The sequence below is a fragment of the Agrobacterium genomosp. 2 str. CFBP 5494 genome, assembly GCF_900013495.1.
In the GTDB taxonomy this organism is placed as follows: Bacteria; Pseudomonadota; Alphaproteobacteria; order Rhizobiales; family Rhizobiaceae; genus Agrobacterium; species Agrobacterium pusense.
In genome coordinates, this window is the sequence record NZ_LT009720.1 from 426,366 (window position 1) to 444,011 (window position 17,646).

General features: G+C 57.4%; 19 protein-coding genes and 3 pseudogenes. 5 read left to right on the forward strand and 17 right to left on the reverse strand.

Annotated features, from left to right (window positions below; genetic code table 11):
* Position 1 precedes the first annotated feature (1 nt).
* The 3 genes from arsB to arsH are packed head-to-tail and all read left to right on the forward strand — an operon-like array spanning position 2 to position 2,191.
* A complete protein-coding gene (gene arsB, locus AGR2A_RS26605; protein WP_072493489.1) occupies positions 2–1,060 on the forward strand; it encodes an ACR3 family arsenite efflux transporter in 1,059 nt (352 codons plus the stop codon).
* A 2-nt stretch (positions 1,061–1,062) separates the two neighbouring features.
* A complete protein-coding gene (gene arsC, locus AGR2A_RS26610; protein WP_072528593.1) occupies positions 1,063–1,488 on the forward strand; it encodes an arsenate reductase (glutaredoxin) in 426 nt (141 codons plus the stop codon).
* Positions 1,415–2,191: an arsenical resistance protein ArsH gene (gene arsH, locus AGR2A_RS26615; protein ID WP_072493490.1), complete on the forward strand. Its 777-nt coding sequence runs from the start codon at positions 1,415–1,417 to the stop codon at positions 2,189–2,191. The genes arsC and arsH overlap by 74 nt, the downstream gene beginning before the upstream one ends.
* A 4-nt stretch (positions 2,192–2,195) precedes the next feature.
* Here the strand turns inward: arsH and arsK are convergent, their stop codons facing one another.
* From arsK to AGR2A_RS26630, 3 genes and pseudogenes are all read right to left on the reverse strand, one after another.
* Entirely contained in the window at positions 2,196–3,404 is a 1,209-nt protein-coding gene (gene arsK / locus AGR2A_RS26620) for an arsenite efflux MFS transporter ArsK (protein ID WP_072493491.1), read from the reverse strand.
* The gene (locus tag AGR2A_RS26625) at positions 3,397–3,756 is read right to left on the reverse strand and encodes an ArsR/SmtB family transcription factor (RefSeq protein WP_080823594.1); all 360 of its coding nucleotides are present in this window, start codon (positions 3,754–3,756) and stop codon (positions 3,397–3,399) included. The genes arsK and AGR2A_RS26625 overlap by 8 nt, the downstream gene beginning before the upstream one ends.
* 393 nt (positions 3,757–4,149) lie before the next feature.
* A pseudogene (locus AGR2A_RS26630) lies at positions 4,150–5,315 on the reverse strand (IS110 family transposase).
* Positions 5,316–5,630: 315 nt separating this feature from the next.
* Between AGR2A_RS26630 and AGR2A_RS26635 the strand changes: the two are divergent.
* Positions 5,631–6,540: pseudogene (locus AGR2A_RS26635) on the forward strand (IS30 family transposase).
* A gap of 160 nt (positions 6,541–6,700) precedes the next feature.
* Here the strand turns inward: AGR2A_RS26635 and virB11 are convergent.
* From virB11 to AGR2A_RS30255, 13 genes are read right to left on the reverse strand one after another with little or no spacing between them, the layout of a single operon-like run.
* Positions 6,701–7,708 (reverse strand): P-type DNA transfer ATPase VirB11, encoded by a 1,008-nt coding sequence (virB11, locus tag AGR2A_RS26640; protein WP_072493492.1) that lies wholly within the window; start codon positions 7,706–7,708, stop codon positions 6,701–6,703.
* 8 nt (positions 7,709–7,716) lie between these two features.
* Positions 7,717–8,889, reverse strand: a complete 1,173-nt coding sequence (gene virB10, locus AGR2A_RS26645; protein ID WP_072493493.1) for a type IV secretion system protein VirB10 — start codon at positions 8,887–8,889, stop codon at positions 7,717–7,719.
* A gap of 14 nt (positions 8,890–8,903) precedes the next feature.
* Complete coding sequence (gene virB9 / locus AGR2A_RS26650) at positions 8,904–9,755, reverse strand: P-type conjugative transfer protein VirB9 (protein WP_080823595.1); 852 nt, start codon at positions 9,753–9,755, stop codon at positions 8,904–8,906.
* On the reverse strand, positions 9,755–10,426 hold the full coding sequence (locus tag AGR2A_RS26655; protein ID WP_072493495.1) for a virB8 family protein: 672 nt from the start codon (positions 10,424–10,426) through the stop codon (positions 9,755–9,757). The genes virB9 and AGR2A_RS26655 overlap by 1 nt, the downstream gene beginning before the upstream one ends.
* A gap of 3 nt (positions 10,427–10,429) precedes the next feature.
* Positions 10,430–10,696 (reverse strand): hypothetical protein, encoded by a 267-nt coding sequence (locus AGR2A_RS26660; protein WP_063947381.1) that lies wholly within the window; start codon positions 10,694–10,696, stop codon positions 10,430–10,432.
* A 15-nt stretch (positions 10,697–10,711) separates the two neighbouring features.
* Positions 10,712–11,665, reverse strand: coding sequence for a type IV secretion system protein (locus AGR2A_RS26665; protein ID WP_072493496.1), 954 nt, complete (start codon positions 11,663–11,665; stop codon positions 10,712–10,714).
* A gap of 4 nt (positions 11,666–11,669) precedes the next feature.
* Entirely contained in the window at positions 11,670–11,903 is a 234-nt protein-coding gene (locus AGR2A_RS26670) for an EexN family lipoprotein (RefSeq protein ID WP_072493497.1), read from the reverse strand.
* A complete protein-coding gene (gene virB5, locus AGR2A_RS26675) occupies positions 11,900–12,598 on the reverse strand; it encodes a P-type DNA transfer protein VirB5 (RefSeq protein ID WP_072493498.1) in 699 nt (232 codons plus the stop codon). The genes AGR2A_RS26670 and virB5 overlap by 4 nt, the downstream gene beginning before the upstream one ends.
* Entirely contained in the window at positions 12,598–14,979 is a 2,382-nt protein-coding gene (locus AGR2A_RS26680; protein WP_072493499.1) for a VirB4 family type IV secretion/conjugal transfer ATPase, read from the reverse strand. The genes virB5 and AGR2A_RS26680 overlap by 1 nt, the downstream gene beginning before the upstream one ends.
* The gene (locus AGR2A_RS26685; RefSeq protein WP_072493500.1) at positions 14,972–15,313 is read right to left on the reverse strand and encodes a type IV secretion system protein VirB3; all 342 of its coding nucleotides are present in this window, start codon (positions 15,311–15,313) and stop codon (positions 14,972–14,974) included. Before AGR2A_RS26685 ends, AGR2A_RS26680 begins: the two co-directional genes overlap by 8 nt.
* A gap of 2 nt (positions 15,314–15,315) precedes the next feature.
* Entirely contained in the window at positions 15,316–15,615 is a 300-nt protein-coding gene (locus tag AGR2A_RS26690; RefSeq protein ID WP_072493501.1) for a TrbC/VirB2 family protein, read from the reverse strand.
* Positions 15,616–16,299, reverse strand: coding sequence for a type IV secretion system protein VirB1 (locus tag AGR2A_RS26695; RefSeq protein ID WP_072493667.1), 684 nt, complete (start codon positions 16,297–16,299; stop codon positions 15,616–15,618). It abuts the gene before it with no gap.
* Positions 16,300–16,301: 2 nt separating this feature from the next.
* A complete protein-coding gene (locus tag AGR2A_RS30255; protein ID WP_072493502.1) occupies positions 16,302–16,841 on the reverse strand; it encodes a hypothetical protein in 540 nt (179 codons plus the stop codon).
* A 93-nt stretch (positions 16,842–16,934) separates the two neighbouring features.
* Here AGR2A_RS30255 and AGR2A_RS26705 point away from each other — a divergent pair, with 93 nt between their 5' ends.
* Entirely contained in the window at positions 16,935–17,297 is a 363-nt protein-coding gene (locus tag AGR2A_RS26705) for a transcriptional regulator (protein ID WP_072493503.1), read from the forward strand.
* A gap of 237 nt (positions 17,298–17,534) precedes the next feature.
* On the opposite strand, the pseudogene AGR2A_RS30260 reads toward AGR2A_RS26705, so the two are convergent.
* Positions 17,535–17,646: pseudogene (locus AGR2A_RS30260) on the reverse strand (N-acyl homoserine lactonase family protein); the annotation flags it as partial.

Consider the following 17,646-nt stretch of genomic DNA (forward strand, 5'->3'; position numbering starts at 1 on the left):
GATGTCGACATTTGAACGATACCTGACCGTCTGGGTCTTCCTCTGTATCGCCGTAGGCGTTGCCCTAGGCCACCTGATGCCCGGCGTCTTCCAGATCACCGGCAGCGCCGAGATCGCCAAGGTCAACATCCCCGTCGCCATCCTGATCTGGCTGATGATCATCCCGATGCTGCTAAAGATCGATTTCCGGTCGTTGGCGCAGGTCGGATCCTACTGGCGTGGGATCGGCGTGACGCTGATCATCAACTGGGCGATCAAGCCGTTCTCGATGGCGTTGCTGGGCTGGCTGTTTGTCGGCTGGCTGTTTCGGCCCTATCTGCCGGCAGACCAGATCGACTCCTATATTGCAGGCCTGATCATTCTTGCTGCGGCACCCTGCACGGCCATGGTCTTCGTCTGGTCAAACCTGACACGGGGCGAGCCGCTGTTCACGCTCTCGCAAGTGGCTTTGAACGACGCCATCATGATCGTCGCCTTCGCACCGATCGTCGGCTTGCTGCTTGGCCTCTCGGCCATCACCGTGCCATGGGCGACGCTCGCCCTGTCCGTCGCTCTCTACATTGTCGTGCCTGTCATAATCGCGCAGGTTCTCCGGCGCCGCCTGACCGCCGATGGGACCACTCGGGCACTCGATAGCCTCCTTGCCAAGCTCCAGCCGTTGTCGCTGGTCGCGCTGCTGGCTACCCTCGTGCTTCTCTTTGCATTCCAGGGCGAGCAGATCATCGCGCAGCCGACCATCATCGCCTTGCTCGCGGTCCCGATCCTGATCCAGGTCTACTTCAACTCCGGTCTCGCCTACCTCCTGAACCGGATGTCGGGAGAACGCCATTGCGTCGCCGGACCCTCCGCACTCATCGGAGCGAGCAACTTCTTCGAACTCGCGGTCGCCGCCGCCATCAGCCTGTTCGGATTTCAGTCGGGAGCGGCACTCGCCACTGTCGTCGGTGTCCTGATCGAGGTTCCGGTGATGCTGTCCGTCGTCTGGATCGTGAACCGCTCGAAGGGCTGGTACGAGGCATCGCCCGCTGTCGCCCGCAACACCATCACCGAAAGGATCTGACTATGGACGTTACTATCTATCACAACCCGGACTGCGGTACGTCGCGGAACACGCTCGAGCTAATTCGGCATGCCGGGATCGAGCCCACCGTCATCGAGTACCTGGAGAACCCGCCATCGCGCGAGCAGCTTTCCACGATGATCGCAGATGCCGGCCTGACGGTTCGGGAAGCAATCCGCGAGAAGGGCACGACCTATGCGGAACTCGGCCTCGACAATCCGAGCCTGACGGACGAGCAGTTGCTGGACGCGATGATCGCCACCCCGATCCTGATCAACCGACCGTTTGTTGTCACCCCGCTTGGCACCCGACTTGCCCGCCCCTCGGAGGTCGTGCTCGACATCTTGCCGGTCGATGCCTTCAAAGGACCGTTCGCCAAGGAAGACGGCGAGCAGGTTCTCGACCAGGAAGGAAAGCGCATTGTCTGAGACATTTCCCGCATTACACGACGACCATCTTCAGCCGATCGCCCCAGAATCGCTGCGGCCAGCATTCTCGACGCACAAGCCCAGAATCCTGATCCTCTACGGATCACTCCGCGAGGTATCTTATAGCCGTCTGCTTGCCTTTGAAGTCCGTCGGCTGCTCGAACGTCTTGGATGCGAGGTGCGGATCTTCGATCCGTCTGGATTGCCACTTCCGGATGAAGCGCCCGTTAGCCATCCTAAGGTTCAGGAACTGCGCGACCTCTCCCAATGGTCGGAGGGCCAGGTCTGGATCAGCCCTGAGCGCCATGGCGCGATGACCGGGATCATGAAGTCGCAGATCGACTGGATCCCGCTGTCGCTCGGATCGGTCCGCCCGACACAGGGCAAGACGCTTGCGGTGATGGAGGTTTCCGGCGGCAGCCAATCCTTCAATGCTGTGAACCAGATGCGCATCCTCGGCCGCTGGATGCGGATGATCACCGTTCCCAATCAGAGCAGCGTTGCGAAGGCGTTTCAGGAATTCGACGCCAATGGCCGGATGAAGCCATCGTCCTACTATGACCGTGTCGTCGACGTCTGCGAGGAGCTGGTGAAGTTCACCATCATGACCCGCGACGCCTCGTCTTATCTGACCGATCGCTACAGCGAGCGGAAGGAACAGGCGGCCGAGCTGGAGAAGCGGGTCTCACTGAAGTCGATCTGACTGCCTAGACCGTTGCGGTGGCTGGCCGCCTACAGGATGCAGCCACCGCAACGAATGCCGCGATGCTGACCGCGCCGAGACAAGCGTTTCCAATGAGTGACAGGCTCAGGCCGAGGTTCTCCATCGCCGCCGCGAACGCGAAGGGTGCGCCGGCTCCGAGCGCCAGTCGAGCCGCCGCCATCTTGCCCGTGATCGCCCCATATCCATCCGATCCGAACAGATAGAGCGGCAGGCTTCCCTGCGCGATGCTGTTGATGCCGGAACCGAGCCCGAGGCAGATTGCAAACGCGACGGCCCCCGGCAGCCATTCTCCACTTGCCAGCAGGATCAGGATGCCGAACACGATCAGCACTGCAGACACCACCGCGAGCGCCGGCGGCGACAAATTCTTTCCGAAGACCATGTTGATCAGGCGGCTCGCAACCTGTGCCGGGCCGAACAGGGACCCGATAACCACGGCCGCAGCACCCAGTCCGATGGAACCGAGCATCGGCACCATATGCGCGAGGATCGCGGCCAGCGTAAACCCAAGAAGCGCGAAGGCTAACGACACCATGATCATGCTTCGGCCGCGCGCATCGAGGGGGATTGCCCCGATGACAGCTTCGCGAGGCCGGGCGGCGGCTTCCGCATTCGATCGGGTCTTACCGACGCGCATGATCCAGAGGTGCAGAGGCATGCAGAGGAACAGGTTCAGCGCTGCAAAGACCAGATAGATCTCACGCCACGACATCCATCCGGAAAGTGCGGCCGAGATCGGCCAGAAGATAGTCGATGCGAACCCGCCGATCAGCGTGAGGTAGGTGATGCTCCGCGATGCGGTGCGGGGATCGCTCTCGACCAATGCCGCGAATGCCGCCTGATACTGCACCATCCCTGATGAGACCTCGAGCAGAATGATGGCGATGGCGAATACCGCGACCGACGGCGACCAGGCGCACAGCGCAAGGGTCAGGGCCGCGAGGGCTGAGCCGATCGTCATGATCGTCGCCGCGCCGATCCGGTCCATCTGCTTGCCGATATAGGTGGCCGACAGGCCGCCAATGAACAAGGACACCGAGAACACCCCGAACACTTCGGCCAGCGATAACCCGAGATCCGCCGCCATGCCGGGGGCCAGGATGCTGAAGCTGTAATAGAGCGTGCCGTAACCGATGATCTGCGTCAGGCCAAGAGCCGTGACGATGCCCGCCGGGATTTCCGAACTACGCAACGACGTCACCCTCGTCGTCCGAGCTGTAGCAATCGCCTCCGCGCGCTACATTCTCCTTGATCGCCGGATGGCCTGCGCAGCAATCCTCCGTCAAAAATCTGACGAGATCCGCAAGCGCGTCGTAGCTGGCGCTGTAGATGATCGAGCGGGATTCCCTTCTCTGCGATATCAAACCCGACCGCTCCAGCTCCTTCAGATGGAAGGAGACATTCGTGGCAGAAACACCCATGCGCTCGGCGATCACGCCCGCGGCCAGTCCTTCAGGCCCGGCGACCACCAGCGCCCGGACGATGGCAAGGCGCGTCTCCTGGGCGAGGGCCGCAAATGAGGAGAGTGCTTGTTGCTGGTCCATCATTCAATAATCCTTGGAATATCGAATAATGGGTATCAGGATTGATCGCGTTCTGCAACGTTACGTCAGTTTATTGGTTGAGGAAGCTCACATGAGGATTTCGTCGTCAAGATCAATCATCGTTTCATAGCGTGCCCCTTCGATTTCGTATCGAACCCATGGTCTGAGCCACCTTGCTTGACGCGGCACGTTTCCTTCACCGGTTCAAACTCACATACGGTCGCCGTTTTGTCCGGCAGCACCATTATCCCGCTTGCGTAGCGGCAAGGCTCAGGAGAACGGGACCAATCTAAAGCGCGGCATTTGAAGCCCGACTTCGAGGCGGTTCGCTCACCTGGATCCGCCAGGAGTGATCAGTCCTGGAAGATTGTGTGTTCGGCAATTTTTTGGTTGTCAGGCGGTCTTCATGACAGCCCCCTCGATGAGAACACCCGCAGTGACAAATTTCCACAGTGCGATAAGGAGTTTGCGCGCCAAGGCAACTATCGCGGCTTTCTTTAAGCGTCCACCATTCGACTGAACCCGATCCACAAACCAACGGCTGAGCGCTGATGCTGGCTGATTGCGTAGCCACAGCCACGATAGTTGGATCATCGTAGTGCGCAGCCGAGGGTTCCCTGCCTTTGAGACACCCTGCTCGTGGTCGATGGTCCCGCTCATCCATGGGGTTGGTGTCAAACCGGCATAGGCGGCAATCTGCCGCCTATTATCAAAATGCCGGGACAGGGCTTCGGTCCAAAGAACGGCGGCAAATTCAGCGCCAACACCCTTCAAGGACAGCAGCATCGCTGCGGGCGAGGTTGCCTCAACCGCTGGCTGGTCCTCCATCGATAGAAGAGAATTACGCTCGCTCTCCACTGCAGCGATCTGCTCTAGCAGCAACTCGAGACGGTCGAGTTCCCGATTGATTTGAGCCTTCAAGTGTTTCGGTAACTCACGCCCATCTCCAGTCTGAAGCTCCTCCAGCCGCTGACGGCGATCTTTACGGAGCGGCTGATAGCCGCTGACGCCTTGAGTAAAGAGTAGCCCCTTCACGCGATTGACATGCCTGACCCGCTCAGCAATCAAAACTTTGCGTTCCCGGCAAATCCGACGCCGATCTTCGTCACTCGGATCTGGCGCTCTGACCATCGCACATACGCGTGGCTCGCCGCGCTTGAACGCGAGCAATGTGCGCGTCAGAGCCTCTCCATCGATCTTGTCGGTCTTAGCACGCCGACGTCGACGGGAAGTCGCGATCGAAGCTGCGTCGACGACGTAACTCTCGATGCCGTGAGCCTCCAGCACGCGGTGTATCCAGAAGCCGTCCAATCCTGCCTCCTGGATCGTTACGATGGGAAATAATTTCCCTGTTCTCAATCGCGCCTTCTGCTGTAGCTGCTCAAATCGTTCCAGCAACTCGGCTACATTGCCACCGGCCACTACATGCTTCGACATCTTCTCGCCGCTGCCTGGCGACAACGAAGTGATCAACCAGGCCGATCGGCTCAGTTCCAATGACCAAAAATTGCGCCAAGATCGATGCGGACAGCGGTCGGTTGAATGGATGCAGGTTCCATAAACTGCTCCTCCTGAGCGAGTGTTTAGATGCAACCTCACTCTGCCAGAGCGGCGGCCGCTGTTCACTCCTCATGGGATCTAAAGCCGAAGAGGGAGTTCCATCACTCGCCCCCTCCCTACCCTTGCAACCCGGCCCAGCCGGTCCGGTCGGGGGCTGACCGTCAGAGCAAGAACGCGGTGAATGTCGCATTTCTAACGGGCCAGAGGCGTCGCATTTCTAATCGGCTTTGACATCGTTTGTAGTCGGGTGGGTTCAAGGATGAAGTGCGACTTGCGAATGATACCAATGGGTTGTCACTCGCAAGGAACCTGCAATGAAACGCAGCGACTCCCATATCGACATGGATGAAAGACGAAAGATCGCCCGCTGGCGTACGGCTGGCCTGACTGTTGACATCATCGCCGAGAAGATTGGACGCCATCGTTCAACAATTTTCCGCGAGATCCGGCGCATCGATGACGGGGTCCCCAATCTGAACGGCTATTATTGTGTCACGGCGTATGACATGGCTTGCGAACGGCGGGCCAAACTGCGCAAGCTGATGCGCTCCTCGCATGTCCGGCAATCTGTCATCGACCGGATCATGCACGATCTGACGGCCAAGCGATCAAGCTGTGGCGGCACCTGCCGGAGCATCGAGCTCGGCGGCCATCGCGACATGCCAGACGCAAGCATGGTCAACGGTTTAGTCCGGAACTCAACATCCTGCGCCGCCCGGATGTGGTCGCCGATCGCAAGCAGTTCGGGGACTGGGAGCGGGACCTGAACCAGTTCCGAAAGAAGTTTGGAAAGGCCAACGTCACATCACTCGTTGAACGGGTCAGCCGCTTTGCAACCGTTCTCCGCAACAATGATCGGCAGTCTCGACCGGTCATGAACGGCCTTGTGCAAGCACTTCAGACCCTGCCCCACGTCGCCCGTCGTTCCATCACGTTCGACCGTGGCACGGAGTTCAGCGACTGGCCTTACCTACAGGCGAGCATTGGCACCCATACCTGGTTCTGCGACCCTCAATCGCCGTGGCAAAAAGAACCGTCGAAAATACCAAGAGGCCGGTGCGGAAATGGCTTTTGAATGAGGTCGATCCCTTATCGGCGACCGACGGCGACCTCATTGAGATCTGTAACCAGCTCAATGCCACGCCGCGCACATGCCTCGGCTATCGAACGCCGGCGGAAGTCTTCCGAAAAAAACTGCTCGCCGAAATGCGGCATGCCGGCTAGCTCCAAACGCCCGCAAGTCGCGCTTCAGCATGAACTCACAAATCTTCCAAGCGGGCGGACATTTCCGTCTTTCCGGCACGTCGTGAATACACAACGCAAGCGAACTCCCAACGCTAAGCTACGGCAATGCGCCCCGGAGCCCCGTGAAACGCTCAGTTTGCTAATCCTTGGCTCTAGGCGCGCCCCTGAAATAAACTTCAGACAGCCGAAATTCCCCTTTGTCGCGCCTGCACTGAGCAACGATGTCGATACTTGCCTTCAAAAATGCGAAGATGTCGGCTCGATCAAGGCCCGCCCCGCCTTCTGACTCCTTGACGAGCAGGACAAGCTGCTCAAATGCCAGTTCTGCGGAGTTGGCATGGATGGTGGTTATTGACCCGGGATGGCCCGAATTCACATTCCGGATATAGTAGAAGGCCGTCCCGTCGCGAAGCTCCTGCAGCATAATCCTATCCGGTCGCATACGAAGGCAGGATTCGAGAAGTTCCTTGGGCCCGGCGCTAGAAAGCCCCTGTCCTCCTTTCGAGTAGAACAAGCGCACGTGGTTCGGTTGTGGGATAACAAGCTCTGGAGTGTCCTCTATGGAAATGACCCTCTCGTTTTCGGGAATATGCTTGATCAGTGCCTTGGAAAGTGTCGTTTTCGCAGAGCCTGTGGCGCCAGAAATAATAATGTTTTTCCGGGCGATGACGGCCTGTCGCAGGAAATCCTTGAAACGGCCCGAACGGTAAGTTTCGCTCAGTTCCTCATCCTGCGGGGAGGAGATACTCTTCGCCGCGCATGCTCCCTGGAAAAATCCCTTGTCCTCCAAATCATCAAGGCTGAAGTCGATCGAGGATGGCTTGCGGATCGTTATGCTGACACTGTCCTTGATCGTCGCCGGGGGAATGACGATCTGAATCCGCTCACCCCCTGGTAGCGCCGCAGACAATATTGGATGCTTCTCATCGATCGACTGATTTGAGAAACTCGCTACGGCCCGGGTAAGACGCATGAGTTTTTCGAAGCTTAGCTCTGGCATCTCATGAGTCCGCCAACCGCCGAGACCTTCAGTCAACACCTGCCCAGGCCGATTGACAATGATTTCAAAAAGGGTCCCGTCCTGAAGGAATGTCGAAAACGGCTTTAACAGCTCGCTGACCACAACCGAATCCTGCCTGAGTGACATTTCGCGCCCTATTTCGTCAGGAGCGTTGATCGTGGCGCGAAATCCCCTAGGGCTGCACGATCAAAAACGCGGTTTTTAGGTTCGATCACCCGAAGACTGTAGATGCCGGAAAAGTCGAGATCTCGAGCCACAAAGATCGAAACAGGCTCACCCTGATGTTTATTGAGGGTCGGCGGGATATTAATGGACTGTTCGATCGCGATTGCGGCCGCCTGTTGACTTGCACTCGTTGTTTTTTGCGCATCGACATCGCTGTCCCGCAGCCGACTGTTTGCATAGTTCGTCGCGTCCCCGACAACGGAAAGCAGAAGAGCGCCGCCGAACCGCTCCCACCAATGGGTGTCGACATAGCCGTCGAAACCGGCACGACCAAGTCTGTCGGTTGCTGGTGATGCGAGAGTGACGATAACGCCCTTCGGTGTTTTCGCGCGATTCCAAAGAATGAACAGGCGCGTTTGCCCGCGTTGAAGCCCTCCACGATATTCGCCGACAACCTGCGTGCCCTTTTCCATCAAGACCACCCTGCCATTGTCAGAAAGAACGTCGCGGTTGATTACACAAGTGGTAAATCCCGGCTGGTCGGATGCTAACGCGGTTTCAAGAATGCAAGGAATAGACGTTCCCATCGCCACGGTGAAGTTTCGGTTTCCAAGTGTGCCGGCCCTTGAGCCTTCAAGCCGCGTTGGCCGCAGCAGGCCATCGAAACGATCCTGCTCATTGTTCTGCCGGTTCTGGACGGTCACCTTGTTATCGAGGGACACGAAATTTTCGTTGTCGGAAGAATAGTAGCTAGCACTTTCGCTCCCATCTTTCCGGTTCTTGTTGCCGCCACTGAAGGCCATGACGGGGGCACGGCGAGCGGAATCGAGCATTTCGTCCTTCTCTTCAGTGACCGGTTGTTCGACGGGCGTCGGCAGTTTTATTTCAGGCACCGGCTGTTCCGGCTCAACTTTCTCTTTTGCAGCCTCGAAGGGCGTCGTCTGGCGAATAACGATCCGTTCAGGCTGAACATTGTCTTCTCTCCCCTTCTTTCCCGTCGTGGACCACAGTGCGAAGCCGACGAATGCGATGATCGCAACTGCAACAGCGCCGCGTTTCAAAACAGGGTTCGTGTCCACCCCGCGACTCGTGCTAATTTCGGCACGCTCTCCAGGGATGCGATCCTCGACGTCCTGATCCATGACTATTCCCTTCACTATTGCCCGGTGATGTCACTCTTCACGACGCGCTCCACCGAAGGAGACGTCGTGTTGGTGTCAGGATTGATACCTACGCGGTCGTAGGCTTCGTTGAAGATGCAGAGCACCTCCTTACCCCGACGCAGGATGAACTTGCGGCTGATCGCATGCACCATCACCAGATCTCGATCGATTGATTTCGGAACTAGGCTTTCGGATCCATCGGAGTTCTCCATATAGATCGCGGGCATCTCCTGATTACCCCCAAAGGCGAAGGTCGTGATCTTGCCGTTGTCATAGACGCTTTGCGGTTCAAGTGCATGCGAGCCCTGGGCTGAATAGCGCCAGTTGCGAGGGCCATATGCTTCGTGAAGCGAAAGGACGTTGTCGGCGTCCTTCGCCCGGGCCGCAAGCGCCCTCGATGCTGCCTCGCGTCGGCGAAGCTCGGCTTCGTCGTCCGGATATCTGTACTTCACGTAGAAGTAGGTGTTTTGACCAGCCTCCACTGAGCCGTCGCGCACCGTTAGTTCCATCTGGTAGCTACGGGTCGAACCATTCCTGCGCGTCGTCACCACGGATATATTCGTCACCGGCTGGTTTTCGCGCGGTTTCAGGAACAGGGTGTTGCCGGCAGGCGCAACTTCCCAGGCAACGCTATTGCCGAGGGCGACATGGGCAATTTCTTCATCCGCAGCGAATTCAACCTGCACGGATGACCGTAAAGAGCCGACGACCCTCGTAATATTGTAGGGTTGGTAGTTCACGAACCGGACCCGGCTGTCTTGCGATGCACCGCTTGGAACCTCAAGGGCAAGCGCTGGCAACGCCAAAACATGAAGGACCACCATAAGGATTGTTGGAGTCCGCATCATCTCACAACCTCCGGATCTGCACGATATTCGCTGACGGCAAAGCCGAGCGGGTTTACGAGACGGTCCGACGACGACATCGGAGCGTTGGCGTAGGAGTAGGTCAGCGACGCAACCCAATGGGTCATTCGCCCTTCCTCGCCACGCCTGATCGTTCGCATGTAGCGAACGGAGACCACATTCTCATTGATGAGGGAGATTGAAGCGATATCGATCCTTGCAGTGGCGCCGCGACCGTAAGTATTTTGAGGCGATTGCGGGTTGGTGCCACGGTAGAGGGCAGCAAAACGCGTCTGCTCGGCCTGCGTCGACAAAAGAGCGACGGTGCGGAAATTCTCCTGTGCTTCGCTCCAGACGTAACCCTCGCGGGCCCTTACATATTTCGCGGCGAAATACTTGGTCACCGCCTCGTCGTAGGTGCCTGCCGTCGATGTCAGAGCCGACACGACATCGACGATGCCGGTCGAATTGTCGACGCGCACCACAAACGGCTCAACAGTCTTGAGGGGTGTAAGACCCGCGACCGCGAAGACGGCTACACCGGCGACGATGCCTGACGCCATGGCGATCGACCAGGCAATCCTGTTTGATCGCTCGACCTGGATCATCCGGTCCTGGTCGAAACGGCGTGCTTTGTCGAAGTAGCTCTTCAGATTATCTGCCGTCACCATGTCTCAGCCCTCACAACGGCGATAGGAAGCCTCGATATCCAGATACGCAAAAGCTGCGGTCTGGCTGGTCTCTTCGGCAAAGGGCGTGACGGAAGTGGACGGACTCGCGTTGAATTGCTGCTGTTTCAGCTTAACGTCGCCGTCCCATTCCCACATCGACCGGTTCATTGGGCGGCGTGAATAGCTGTCACATTTTGGCAAGGGGTGGGTCATTGAAGCGCAGCCGACAAGTGCGGCTGAAAAGACGAGCAACAGGGCAGGCTTAAACATTCAGCGATCCTCTGCTTATTGTTCTGTACTGGTGTCTACGCCGGCATTCCTTGATCCGAAGGCGCGGCGGGCAAACCGGGCACCGCGACCAATCATCCGGGCCGTATAAGAGGCTCCTCGGGCCAGCGTGCTTTCATTGACGTCACGTGCCGTCGAATAACCATAGACCAGCGAGGCGCCGCCAGACGCCAGCGCCGATGCAATGCCGGGCAGCTGGTAGAATACATAAAGGGCAGCTATCCCGATGGCGCAAAGAGCGGTAGGGCGCATAAGGATGTCGCTATAGCTGTCGATTGCGGTGAAGGCCGAGTCCATGCAGGAGATCAAAAGCGAACCGACGGCAACGACGAGGACCTGAAGGATCACGAAGTTTGCGAGCTGCCCGATCCAGGCTTCCGTAAAGCGGCGCGTCGATTGGAACATGGCAAGCGCGATAAAAATCGGCCCTATCGCGAGAACGATCGCCAGAGCCAAACGTGCATAAAGGGAAACGACATAGCCGATTCCCGCCACTAAAAAGCTGATGCCAATAGCCATCATGCCGCCCACGCCCGTGACGATGTCAACCGGCCAGGAAGCCCTTTTCCAAATATCGGCAGCAGCGGCCTGCCCTTTGTCCAGCAGGCTGTCGAAGGTGCTGGCACTTAGCGCCGTACCTGCATTTAGCGCCTGGGCGATCTCACGTGGCAAAACATCGAAGAAGATGTTTGTGACATAGGTCTGATAGTCGTCGGCGTTCTTCACTAGCATCACTATGATAGCGAGCTTCATCGCGCGGAAGGCGAAGTCGAGGATCGGTTCCTGTACCGAGCCCCGAAGGATGAGGTAGCCGTAGAGCACCACGTAAAGAGTCACTGCCACCGTCAAAGGACCAGCGGCCCATTCGCCTATATTCGACGTCCCATCGGAGACGAAAGTCTCCAACGGCCGCTTGAACTGACCGTCGATGAACTCAAACACCTTGTACATTTTGTCAGCCTCCCAAAGCCTTTTGCATATTCTGGAGCCGGCGCTTAAAGTCGACCGCTTCCGCATTCAGGCAATTGGGCGTCTGGCGCAATTCACCCGGATTGTTGCGGCACTCGGAAATCGTGCGGGACAGTAATCCGGTGTCGGCGACGAACTCGTCCACCGTGTAAGTTCGCTCCGCTTCTTGCGAGCAAGCCGCCAAGAGCAACAGGCAAAGGACGATGAGAGGGTGCCTCATTGCAAAGCCGCCTTCATAGCGTCCATCCGTTGGCGCCAATCCTCGGCCTTGCGCTGTTCATCGACCTGCTGGTGCGCCTGCTGCACCATCCTCAGCCCCTCCATCCGCAGAACATCAGTCTGCAGGAATGCCTGTTCGGCTTGCAGCCGAGCCTGCAGGTCGGCAATCTCCTTGGCGTCGCCAGCCGTGGAAATCTTTTCCCGCAGCTGATCAATCCCGTCGATGCGCTTGCTCGCCGCATTGTAGATCTGTTCACCAAGGCTCATCTGTCCGGCATTCCTATTCTGGATCCGGGACAATTCCTTCGCATAGAAATCATCGGCGTCGGTGCGGTAGGTCGAGTTACTCTCCAGAAACCTTGAGGCGGATCCGCCGAACGCGCCGGTCCCGTTGCCTTTGAGCAATCCCTCGATTGCAGCGAAGTCGGAGGGAAGCGCCTTGCGGATTGCCGGATCGTTGAGAATGTTGGCGACATCCGCCATATCCGTCAGCTTGTTGAGCGAGCCATAAAGCTCTCGAGCCTGCTCGATCTGCGCATTAAGGGCGTCTAGTTGCGATTTTAGCTGTGCGATGCTCTCGATCTGCTTGGCAATCGCAGCCTGATCGTTGACAGGAATCCCCTGCCCTGGCGCGCTTTCAGCGGCAAGCATGAGCACCGCGCTGAGCAGTACGCCATGGAGTCGACAGGAAGTCATTAGCGTGAACTCCTTCGCTTTTGGAAAATGGGAAGCCAGGTCTCGACGTCATCTCCAACCTCCGCGCGGATCTCGTCGAAAAGTTCGACATTTGCAGTCCGGCCCGAGAGGATGGCGAGCTCATCGTCGAAACCGTTCAAATCGAGCTCCGCAACAACACTGTTGTTTCCCTGCTTCAGCACGAACCGCCGGCTCTCGGCCGAAAGTTCACGAGCGATGAGCTCGTATTCGCGCTCAGTGAGTTTGAACCCTTCGACATAATCGTCGCGATTGCCGCGCGGATTGGGCAGAAATATCTGTGTCGCACATTGCTCGATTATCGTGTGCGCGATCGGTGAGTTCAGTGCGTCACGTGGACTTTGCGTGGCAAAAAGCATCAATCCATTTTGTTTGCGGATGGTCTTCAGCTTGTTTTGCGCAAGATCACGGAATGCCTCGTCGCGCAGCGCCTTCCAGAATTCGTCGATGACGATGATGATCCGGCGACCGTCGATCAGTTGCTCAACGCGATGGAAGAGATAGGCCATCAGTGGCGTGCGGATTTCCTCGTTGTCGAGGAAGTCTGTCATGTCGTAGCCTATAAATCTGCCTGATCCGCGCAAGTCGCCCAAACCGATATTCTCGATGGGATTGTCGAAGACCCAGCCAAGCGGCCCTCCCCTCTCCCATCGGCGGAGCCTGGCCGCAATCCCTTCCGGATCCGTATTGTTGAGGAAAGTTCGCAACGCCCCTATCGTCCGTTGATCGGCGGGCAGGTCGGCCAGGCCGTCAATTGCCCCCGAAATGTCGCGAAGTTCGGTGACAGTCAGTTCCCGCGCCCCTGAACCCACAAGCTTGCCGATCCAGCGCGCTAGGAACAATTTGTTCTCCGGCGTCAGGTTGAGGGCCTTCAGGGGAGCGCAGCCGGTGGGGACCCCGTTCTTCAGCGGAAGGTAGGTGCCTCCGGCGGCGCGAACATAAAGATCCGCCCCGCGATCCTTGTCGAAGAACACCACGTGCGGGTCGTGTTTCTCGAGCTGTGACAGCATGAAATTAACAATCACGGTTTTACCCGCGCCGGACGGACCGCACATGAAGGTGTTGCCGAGATCGCCATGATGGAAATTAAAATAGTAGGGCGAGCCCGAGGCGGTCTTGAGCACGGCGACGGCAGGTCCCCACTCATTCCCATCCTTCTGCCCGATCGGATAGGAATGGAACGGTGACAGTGCCGCGAAATTCTTCGAGCTGATTGCACCCGAGCGCGCGCGGTAGCGAAAATTGCCAGGAAGTTGCGCCCACCATGCCGCGTCAAGGCCGAGATCCTCACGCGCAACGACAGCCCCGCCATTGGTCAGGCTGGCGCGGACCTTCGCCAGATTGTCTGTTAATTCCTTTAACGCGGTCGCAAAGACGGAAAGTGTCAGGTGATGTTCGCCCATCACGAAGCGGTTGGACTCCAGGTCGTCCATCGCGTCGTAAAGTTCATTGATCTGCGAAGCTGCCATGTCGCCGCTGCTTACCAACTGGTTTTGCTTACGGCCCATGATGACGCGAGCGTCAGCCTTCGACAGGAAGCTGAACGACTGAGAGAGAATGAGTTCAAACGGACTGTTCAGAACTCCGTCCAGCATGCCTGTCCTGGTGCGAGCCGGATATTCCTTGAAGCTCAGCATGCCGGCAAAGCGACTTTCTGCCTCATGCCGGATTTCGATCGTTTCCCGACCTATGATCACGCGATCAGAGTAAATTGCCGAGGCGACGCGACCTTCAGTAAGTGGCACACGCTCACGTCGTCCGCCCACGATCTGGTGCAGCACCTCGCTCGGTTCGGAGAAGAGCATGTCTTCTTCTTCGTATAGGGACAGGATACGTGGTTCGAAACGCCTCAAGCCAGCCATTACATTAGCGACCTTGTCCTCAAGCTGCTTCAGAGCCTCCACATCCAACTCTATATCGAAGCGTTTTGACCGTCGAAGGTGCGACAGCAGCCTCCCAGCCTTGTCCGCGGGGTCACGCGCTGGCGACCAGAGGACTGTCAAATAGAGGTCGTTTCGGAAAAGTTGTTCGCTCGCCATGCGTTCCCGGTATTTCTCGTTGAGCGAGGCAGAGAACGGCGTTGCAAACGTTCCGCCCGGATAATCGGTATCCCTGCGCCGAATGAGATGGGTCCAGATCGCGAGCCGCTCATCCGCTATGTTGCGATAGAGTGTGTTGAGGTCGCGATGGAGGGCGTTGAGATCGAGCGAATCGGCGGTCTCGAAAGACACGCCTGCGAGCGCAACCATGACCATGAGTGTGCGGGACTCAAGCGCAATCGTCTTCTCGTCTATGTGTCGCACGTAGGGGATGAAAGCCTCTGGCGTGAGCTCCCGTGATCTGAGTTTTCCGATGTCAGGCAATTCCGATATCCCTCTCGTCGAAGCGGCGTGCCAGCGTCAGAGGCGAAAGTGTTGCCCCGCCCCAATAGGCGCTGTTGCGCGACCGGCCGCGTGTCTCGATCCAAGCGAGCAGGATGCGGAACATGTTATGATCGTTCTTGACCAGCGCTCGGAAGATCAGATGAAAAACAATCCCGACGAACGCGTAGGATATTGATCCGGCGACGATATAGAGGATCGTCGTGGTCATGATGTTGAAGCCCATAGCCTCGATCGTCACGCCGGCGATCATCGCGGGCCGCGTGCACGCGATAAAGAGTGTGTCTTCTTCGAGAACCATTCGTCCGTCTGCCATCTTCAACCACCGACGATTGTGTTGACGAATTCGGTAGCACCGAAGATGCCGCCAATGCCGATGATCCAAAAGCCTGCTCGCCTTAAGTCCATGTAGCCAAACATCCAGGCAACACAGATGACAATGACCGCAATCACAGCCAGAAGCTTGGCTATGTTTCCCGTCAACATGTCGACGATGTTCTGCAGGACGGTTTCGATACCGGCGGCTTGCGCGAAGGCGGGCTCAACCATCGTCACCACAATAAAGGCAGCGATGACGGTCGAAGCGAAGACGGGTCTGATCTGGGAACTGATTATCATTCACTGCTCCAATTCCAATTGATTGTCCTGAAACACTAGGACGGATGAACGGCTTCGGGTCTTGAAGACGTCCCACGAGGGCGCCGCTGAGATCGCGGGTGGTTTCTCTTGGCTGTTTTCCGCCGTCACCTCGGCGACGACATCTGCCTGGGAAGAGCTCGCCGAAACGTTTATCCGCGCCCCCTGCCCGGAATCGCCGATTGTCAAATGAGCGATCGTCGGTCCAAGGCGTTCCATTTCGCGGCGAACCTGATCGCCGTAGTTGAGCACGCCCCCGACCGACGGATCGTCACGTCCACAGCAGGATTGCGGCACGTGCTCGGCCAAGACATGGTATGCACCGACCTTCACCGCGAAACGGTAACGGGCGCCGAGTGGAGTTGGTGAAGACGCCTGGTCTAGGCAGTGCTCGAAGGCGTCTGGCACCGAAAGGTTCAATATTTGCAGCTCTTCCGTTCCGATCCCTTCAGGACTAACGTGCATGTCGCGGCGTTCCGCCGCAAAGGATGTGGTGACTTTGATTGCCTCGGCCTTTGTCTTAGGTTGCAGCCCGAGCGATGCACTGCTCTCGATACTGATGTTGAGCGCAGACAGCCAGCTTTCGCAGCTGACCACACCGGGAACGGCCTCCGATGCAACGAAAAGCTCGCAGATCTCGCAAAAACTTGGAAAGACAACGGGCACGCTCAAAACCACACCCTCTGCTTGCCCACCCCCTCGATCGTCAAATCGACGTATCGAGGTTTATCCCGGAGGAGAGGTCGGGCCACGATATGAGCCAAGCACTGATATCGCCCCTCTACCTTTTGCCACCTAGGCGACGTGACAAGGCCCTTATTTGGATCGCCTCCAACTGAATCCGATCGGCAAAAGGCTTCGCTGACAGGCCGCAGAGACGTTGAAATGCAAGTCGCGTCACGTCCCTTGGGACCGTAGCCCGCAGATAATCGGTAACCGGCGCTGCAGTGGTATGGCTCGTAAAAGGGGCGAGAGGTTTGAAAGCCCACGCCCGTGCAAGTTGGGAACGAACGCCCTTTTGCCAACCACTTCCAAAGTTTTTCAACAGGTGGCCTGCATTCGCCATACTGGGTGGGACCGCCCGGATTGGATAAGCACAGGATAACCTGGCACCCCCATTCATCGGCACGAGCGCTTCGTTCCGAAATGGTGTAGAGTGAAGCAAACCCTGACGCTAATATGATTGTTCGAAAGAAAAGGCCCTTCATGCCCAATCCCCTCCGTCTTCCTAAATGCCCGCCTCAACCCAGCGGCGAATCATTTCAAACATTTTACTATTCAAATAATAGATAGTTAAAACGATGGCAAGCAATTTGAGTGAAAGGTGGCAGACTCAGGCCTTGTCCGTTTTTGCCGTGCGTGAAATCCTGGAGAAGCCGATCGATGGTGAATCGGCGCAGTCGCGCATCAAGCAGATCGGCATGATGAATATTCTCTATCTGATGCACCAGGCGCATCAGAAATTAACCCTGTCAAATGTAATTGATATTACCGGAATGACGCGTGGCGGGGTGATCGAAACCATTGAACTCTTGGTCCGGCGCGGCATCCTTACAGAGACGCTCGGAAAAAACTCAATGGGACGAGGAACGGCACGACAGTTTGAGTTTTCCCCGCAGGTTTTTGCCGCGCTTGGGGGCGTTAACGTGGCCTCATCCACCTAGTTTAATTTATGATATTTCATATAGTATAGTTCTTGGAGCTGGTTTTTGATTATACGTCAACACGGTCGGGCTTAGTCGCGTCTTACGCAATGTCCGCAAGTGGCGAGTGGGTCGCGGCCAAGCGGCCAAGCAATTTGGGTCGCCAGTGCCCGACTTAGCGCCATTGCCTCATGAGACAAAAAACGGCGAAGCTGCACTCAACCTCGCCGTATAAAGGTGTCGGCTTGCGTGTCTTATTTACGCGTAGAATTCGGGAGCCTTCTTGAAGTTCGCCCAAGCGTCAGGGTCATGACCGGTAACGACCGTCGCATCATGCTTCTCGGCGTAGGTGCGGAGCTTCTGAACAGAA

Excerpts from the sequence above, each read along its gene's own strand:
- arsB (WP_072493489.1), top strand. The coding sequence starts at position 2 with ATGTCGACATTTGAACGATACCTGACCGTCTGGGTCTTCCTCTGTATC.
- arsC (WP_072528593.1), top strand. The coding sequence starts at position 1,063 with ATGGACGTTACTATCTATCACAACCCGGACTGCGGTACGTCGCGGAAC.
- arsH (WP_072493490.1), top strand. The coding sequence starts at position 1,415 with ATGCCTTCAAAGGACCGTTCGCCAAGGAAGACGGCGAGCAGGTTCTCG.
- AGR2A_RS26625 (WP_080823594.1), bottom strand. The coding sequence starts at position 3,756 with ATGGACCAGCAACAAGCACTCTCCTCATTTGCGGCCCTCGCCCAGGAG.
- virB11 (WP_072493492.1), bottom strand. The coding sequence starts at position 7,708 with ATGTCACTCAGGCAGGATTCGGTTGTGGTCAGCGAGCTGTTAAAGCCG.
- virB10 (WP_072493493.1), bottom strand. The coding sequence starts at position 8,889 with ATGGATCAGGACGTCGAGGATCGCATCCCTGGAGAGCGTGCCGAAATT.
- virB9 (WP_080823595.1), bottom strand. The coding sequence starts at position 9,755 with ATGCGGACTCCAACAATCCTTATGGTGGTCCTTCATGTTTTGGCGTTG.
- AGR2A_RS26655 (WP_072493495.1), bottom strand. The coding sequence starts at position 10,426 with ATGGTGACGGCAGATAATCTGAAGAGCTACTTCGACAAAGCACGCCGT.
- AGR2A_RS26660 (WP_063947381.1), bottom strand. The coding sequence starts at position 10,696 with ATGTTTAAGCCTGCCCTGTTGCTCGTCTTTTCAGCCGCACTTGTCGGC.
- AGR2A_RS26665 (WP_072493496.1), bottom strand. The coding sequence starts at position 11,665 with ATGTACAAGGTGTTTGAGTTCATCGACGGTCAGTTCAAGCGGCCGTTG.
- AGR2A_RS26670 (WP_072493497.1), bottom strand. The coding sequence starts at position 11,903 with ATGAGGCACCCTCTCATCGTCCTTTGCCTGTTGCTCTTGGCGGCTTGC.
- virB5 (WP_072493498.1), bottom strand. The coding sequence starts at position 12,598 with ATGACTTCCTGTCGACTCCATGGCGTACTGCTCAGCGCGGTGCTCATG.
- AGR2A_RS26685 (WP_072493500.1), bottom strand. The coding sequence starts at position 15,313 with ATGGCAGACGGACGAATGGTTCTCGAAGAAGACACACTCTTTATCGCG.
- AGR2A_RS26690 (WP_072493501.1), bottom strand. The coding sequence starts at position 15,615 with ATGATAATCAGTTCCCAGATCAGACCCGTCTTCGCTTCGACCGTCATC.
- AGR2A_RS30255 (WP_072493502.1), bottom strand. The coding sequence starts at position 16,841 with ATGAAGGGCCTTTTCTTTCGAACAATCATATTAGCGTCAGGGTTTGCT.
- AGR2A_RS26705 (WP_072493503.1), top strand. The coding sequence starts at position 16,935 with ATGGCAAGCAATTTGAGTGAAAGGTGGCAGACTCAGGCCTTGTCCGTT.